This window comes from Serratia sp. OLAL2 (assembly GCF_002752475.1).
GTDB lineage: Bacteria > Pseudomonadota > Gammaproteobacteria > Enterobacterales > Enterobacteriaceae > Serratia > Serratia bockelmannii.
On record NZ_MSTL01000027.1, the window covers coordinates 1 to 5,145 of the forward strand.

The following is a 5,145-nucleotide window of genomic DNA, read 5'->3' on the forward strand; positions in this document are numbered from 1 at the left end:
TAGTACGGCTGCAGGCGTTTCCCGGTCAGCAGTTCAGTGTTGGGGATCAGGAAATTCAGCTCCAGCCGCCCCTTGTCGGTGTGCTCCACCCACAGAATGCTGTACTGGTCTTTATCGAGCCCGGGCAGCGGGAGCAGATCATGGCCAGCTTTGAGCGGGTTCTGATGCCCGGGCTCGATAAAGACCAGTACAGCATTCTGTGGGTGGAGCACACCGACAAGGGGCGGCTGGAGCTGAATTTCCTGATCCCCAACACTGAACTGCTGACCGGGAAACGCCTGCAGCCGTACTACGATCGCGCCGACCGGCCGCGTATCGATGCCTGGCAGACCGTGGTGAATGGCAGACTGGGGCTGCATGATCCAAACGCCCCGGAGAACCGACGGTTACTGGTCACGCCGTCCGCACTGCCGGAAACGAAGCTGGAAGCCGCTCAGGCGATTACACGGGGTTTGCTGGCCTTAGTCTCATCCGGGGGGCTCAAAACGCGCGAGGACGTCACAGGGGCGCTCACAGCGGCAGGTTTTGAGGTGGTCCGCACCACAAAAAACAGTATCAGTATTGCCGACCCGGACGGGGGGCGAAACATCCGACTGAAGGGAGCCATTTATGAGCAGTCTTTTAGCGCTGGCGAAGGACTTGGAGCAGCAATCGAAAGCGCAGCAGCAGAGTACCGGCGAGATGCTGAAAGCCGCATTCAGCGAGCACGAGAAGTCTGTAAAAGCGGAACTGAGCGCAAGCGCGAAGAGAATCAGCGACGCCATCAGCGCCCACGAGCAGGGTATGACCGCGGCGATGCAGTCGAACCGGCTGAGCGTGCTGCGTATGGTTGGCCGGACGTGGCTGACCATCACCCTGGTCTCGGTACTGCTGATCGCCACGAGCGGGAGCATTCTGTGGTGGCAGGGGCAGCAGATCACCGGGAATTACCAGACTATCCGGGCGCAGGAGCGGACGCAGGCCATGCTGTCAGAGAGGAACCACGGCGTGCAGCTGTCGCTCTGCGGGGAGCAGAAACTGTCCTGCGTCAAAGTGAACCCGAAAGCGGGAGCTTACGGGGAGGAAGGGAACTGGATGGTACTGGAGAGGAAATAGCCCATGACGGAACTGGAAAAACAGTTGCTGACCGCATTAGAGCAGCTACATCAGGACTACTCGCAAAGGCTGGACGAGTGGGAGAGCGCCTTCGCGGAATGGCAGAAGATGTCTGGTCTTATGCAACGGGAGAACGCGGCGCTGAACGAGCGCGTCACGCGCTTGAGTCAGCAGGTGGCGAACTTGAGCAGGCAGTTACAGCGTTTGAGCCAGTAGTGCAGCGGCATGAAATGGCGGTGGCCGCCGAACGGGCATACGAGCAACGACAGCACGAAAAAGAGCTGGCGGAAGCCCGTTCCCGTCAGCGGAGCTATAACGGTCCGACTCTGGGCTGAACAGTATCATCCGGTGACAGGCCGCACGAAGAAGGGCTCATAAATTTCCCGCTAAATACGGTCGTGATGAAAACATCACGGCGTATACAACGGAGGGATTATGAGACTGTTTAATGTGATTGAGGCGGTGCTGAACTGCCTGTACATGGCGCTGGAGATCTGGGACTGGCTGGAGAAGCATTTTCCTGTTTTTAAGGCGTTCATCCGGATTCTGGCCTGAAATCAGACCGTATGCATCTGGCTGCATGACCATGCAGCCAGATAAAATTTATCTGTCACGAACGGGGTGGTGTTTCGGGTGGTTTGTTGCCGGTTTTACCTGACTGCCGCCCCGCTTGTGGCGAACCTGTCCGGAGCGGTGCGGGTAAGGGATGTTATGGTAAATGGTTTCTTATGTGGGCTTTTTCATTGCGCATTCAGGGCACCCCTTCCCCCCTTAAACCCCCTAAGAACCCCATTCAGCACAGCGAGCACAACGATTACATTAGAGCACATTGAGAACAGCGAGTACGAAATCGCGCATAACTAATTGAAAAATAAAACCATAATTGTAAAAAATATTACATCTCAATATTTGTGTTGACAAAAAAAAAGAATTATATCAAATGAGATGTTGGTTAATGATGTGCTTGGTTTTTGTGTTATTACACATAACTCATTGAATATAATGGGTTTTTTGTTGATAATGTTTTCATGTTGAATTGACTTTTGGGGGATAAATGTCAGAGAAGGCAAAAAAAGTAGGTAGGCGCTCTCTATCAAAAAGAAGAGAAAGTCTAATAAAAGAGCTTTGGGGGGATGAGCTTTCCGAACTGAATATATGGAACAGGAAAGAACACGATGGATTTACAACAATCCCAAGAACATTGAATTATATCAATAGGATAATCGATTACCTTGCTGGCGCTGGATCTCCTGTATCACAGACATACCTCAGTTTATGGTGTCGAGTTTTTGACGAGGGATTCGTCGAAATTAGGGATAAAGATGCTCTGGCATTTGAGTCAGGGTTTAGTGGGCAGCGAGCGGTGACTACTTGGCTAGGAAGAATGAAAAAGCTACGGGAGCTGGGACTGATATCAACGAAGCCTGGTACTTCTGGCGAGTTTCATTATGTAATCATGTTGAATCCACTTTACGTAATTAAAAAGTCATATGAATCAAATGGATGGGCAAGAGATGAGCGTTACAACGCTCTATTTTCTAGGATGCAGGAAGTGGGGGCTGAGTGGGAATGAACGACATGAAAGCTGTTCGTCACCGATATAAGCAGAGATATGATTTTGCTGCGTCAGAAGTAGTGGGGGCGTTTGATGAACTTAAAAGTTTGGATTGGAGTTTAGAAATCGCATCTTTAAGTGACGTGGAAATGTCAAAGAGATGGATTGGGGCTGTTGATCCTAACGGTGTTGCAAGACTACCACCTAACGGTGGATGGGACTGGGTTAAGCTCTATAACGGCTATTTGAAGAACCCTAGCGCATTCGTCTGTGCCATTAAATCAGAAGGCAAGCTATGCGCTCTGATTGGTGGCGGGGTTTCTGATAGTAAAGTGGTAACTAAGCTGCATTACCTTGAATCAGCCCCTTATGACACGGCTCTTTCAGGATATGCACTGGATATTTCTGTTACGTATGTTGTTACTGTCGCGAATGCGATGGGAAGCGAATACACAGCCATCTATGAGCCAAATAGCAAAGTCAGAGAGATAGCTATAAATGATTATGGATTTAGCGAGGACAACTTGTTTGGGACAAGTAAAGATTTCGCTCTGTATCTACCAATGAGCCGGATTTAACCGGCTCATTTATCCTACCAGTACGCCGTAGAGTTTTTCTGGCTGTTGGTTTGATCGGCCTTGCTCTGCTCGTCTTGCTTTCACGCGCTGGCGAAATGCTCCGGCTGTGCCAGAAGAGCATGGTTCCGTCGCTTTTTTAAGTTCGACCGCGTGAGCTAACATATTATTTCCGTTTTTTCGTGAGTTAGTACAAAGCATATGAGGTGACGGATACGTCAACTTCATAGTAACTGTACTGTATTGTAGAAGAGATGCGCAAGTCGCAGAATTAATGCGACCCTTCATTGACGAGGCGAAGAGTAAACGCGTATCTTCTTTGAAAACGAAAAAACCACCCGGCAAGGTGGTTTTTCGAAGGTTCATTAAACCGGCAAGTTTATGAACCGTGGTAACAGGGTGTACAAGACCACTGCCACCAAATTCGTCCTTCCAGTTTAGCCGTAGTTGGGCTGATACTTCAAGAACTCTGCGTTAGTAATCTCTTGTACATCCTCTTACCGTTGGCCGCTGCCAGTGGTGTTTAGTCGTGTCTTTTCGGGTTGGACTCAAGGTGATAGTTACCGGATAAGGCGCAGCGGTCGGACTGAACGGGGGGTTCGTGCATACAGTCCAGCTTGGAGCGAACTGCCTACCCGGAACTGAGTGTCAGGCGTGGAATGAGATAAACGCGGCCATAACAGCGGAATGACACCGGTAAACCGAAAGGCAGGAACAGGAGAGCGCACGAGGGAGCTACCAGGGGGAAACGCCTGGGATCTTTATAGTCCTGTCGGGTTTCGCCGCCACTGATTTGAGCGTCAGATTTCGTGATGCTTGTCAGGGGGGCGGAGCCTATGGAAAAACGGCAGCGCCGTATCCTTTTTCCTGCCTTGAGTGCCATCTCTTTATCTTGTCATTCGTGAGCAGGTAACGCCCGCCGCAGTCTCACGGCAGGAGTGTAGCGACTGAGTGAGCGAGGAGGCGTCATATCCTCTGAACTTCCATTTTCTGCTTTACGCCCGTGGCTGCATTTTCCTCCTGCCACATGAAGCACTTTCCTGATTACCGCACTCATGCCACCATAATAAGCCAGTATACACTCCGCTAGCGCTACGTGACTGGTTCAGGGCTGCGCCCCGAAACCCGCTAAAAGCCACTGACGCGCCTGCGGCTTGTCCAACACCGTGCCGACCGGGAAACATTTCCCGCCCGTCCCGGTGTTATCGGGAGGCTACTCTGGCAGACAAACGCAACAAGATGCTCACGATGTGGGTGACGGAAGACGAACACCGGCGGCTGCTCGAGCGGTGCGACGGCAAGCAGCTGGCGGCGTGGATGCGTCAGACCTGTCTCGATGAGAAGCCGGCGCGTGCCGGCAGACTGCCGTCGATATCGCCTGCGCTGCTGCGCCAGCTTGCCGGTATGGGTAACAACCTGAACCAGATCGCCCGGAAAGTGAATGCCGGTGTTGCCGGTCATGACCGGGTGCAGATCGTGGCCGCCCTGATGGCAATCGACGCGGGACTGGAGCGGCTGCGGCATGCGGTGCTGGAAAAAAGGGGGGATGATGATCGTTAAATTCCATCCCCGGGGGCGTGGTGGTGGTGCCGGTCCGGTGGATTACCTGCTGGGAAAAGACCGGCAGCGCGAGGGGGCGACCGTGCTGCAGGGAAAACCGGAGGAAGTCCGGGAGCTTATCGATGCCTCGCCGTATGCGAAAAAGTACACCTCCGGCGTGCTGTCGTTCGCGGAGGCTGAACTGCCGCCCGGGCAGCGGGAGCAGATCATGGCCAGCTTTGAGCGGGTTCTGATGCCCGGGCTCGATAAAGACCAGTACAGCATTCTGTGGGTGGAGCACACCGACAAGGGGCGGCTGGAGCTGAATTTCCTGATCCCCAACACTGAACTGCTGACCGGGAAACGCCTGCAGCCGTACTA

At 52.7% G+C, this 5,145-nt stretch carries 6 protein-coding genes and 2 pseudogenes; 7 read left to right on the forward strand and 1 reads right to left on the reverse strand.

Going from position 1 to position 5,145, the window contains the following annotated elements; genetic code table 11:
- Positions 1-140 (reverse strand): annotated as a pseudogene (locus BVU99_RS25060) (relaxase/mobilization nuclease domain-containing protein); the annotation flags it as partial.
- Between the two features lie 24 nt (positions 141-164).
- On the opposite strand from BVU99_RS25060, the pseudogene BVU99_RS25065 reads away from it, so the two are divergent.
- From BVU99_RS25065 to BVU99_RS24870, 7 genes and pseudogenes are all read left to right on the forward strand, one after another.
- Positions 165-572 (forward strand): annotated as a pseudogene (locus tag BVU99_RS25065) (relaxase/mobilization nuclease domain-containing protein); the annotation flags it as partial.
- Between the two features lie 37 nt (positions 573-609).
- Positions 610-1,095, forward strand: a complete 486-nt coding sequence (locus tag BVU99_RS25070) for an MbeB family mobilization protein (protein WP_144334755.1) — start codon at positions 610-612, stop codon at positions 1,093-1,095.
- 3 nt (positions 1,096-1,098) lie between these two features.
- Positions 1,099-1,311 (forward strand): MbeD family mobilization/exclusion protein, encoded by a 213-nt coding sequence (locus BVU99_RS25075; protein ID WP_000137423.1) that lies wholly within the window; start codon positions 1,099-1,101, stop codon positions 1,309-1,311.
- Positions 1,312-2,149: 838 nt separating this feature from the next.
- The gene (locus BVU99_RS24835) at positions 2,150-2,668 is read left to right on the forward strand and encodes a hypothetical protein (protein WP_001445155.1); all 519 of its coding nucleotides are present in this window, start codon (positions 2,150-2,152) and stop codon (positions 2,666-2,668) included.
- On the forward strand, positions 2,665-3,228 hold the full coding sequence (locus BVU99_RS24840) for a hypothetical protein (RefSeq protein ID WP_063148492.1): 564 nt from the start codon (positions 2,665-2,667) through the stop codon (positions 3,226-3,228). The genes BVU99_RS24835 and BVU99_RS24840 overlap by 4 nt, the downstream gene beginning before the upstream one ends.
- 1,215 nt (positions 3,229-4,443) lie before the next feature.
- On the forward strand, positions 4,444-4,785 hold the full coding sequence (locus tag BVU99_RS24865; RefSeq protein ID WP_099817697.1) for a MobC family plasmid mobilization relaxosome protein: 342 nt from the start codon (positions 4,444-4,446) through the stop codon (positions 4,783-4,785).
- Positions 4,775-5,145 (forward strand): relaxase/mobilization nuclease domain-containing protein (locus BVU99_RS24870; RefSeq protein WP_158246035.1); only part of this gene is annotated, 371 nt, incomplete at its 3' end. The genes BVU99_RS24865 and BVU99_RS24870, both read left to right, overlap by 11 nt.

Excerpts from the sequence above, each read along its gene's own strand:
- BVU99_RS25070 (WP_144334755.1), top strand. The coding sequence starts at position 610 with ATGAGCAGTCTTTTAGCGCTGGCGAAGGACTTGGAGCAGCAATCGAAA.
- BVU99_RS25075 (WP_000137423.1), top strand. The coding sequence starts at position 1,099 with ATGACGGAACTGGAAAAACAGTTGCTGACCGCATTAGAGCAGCTACAT.
- BVU99_RS24835 (WP_001445155.1), top strand. The coding sequence starts at position 2,150 with ATGTCAGAGAAGGCAAAAAAAGTAGGTAGGCGCTCTCTATCAAAAAGA.
- BVU99_RS24840 (WP_063148492.1), top strand. The coding sequence starts at position 2,665 with ATGAACGACATGAAAGCTGTTCGTCACCGATATAAGCAGAGATATGAT.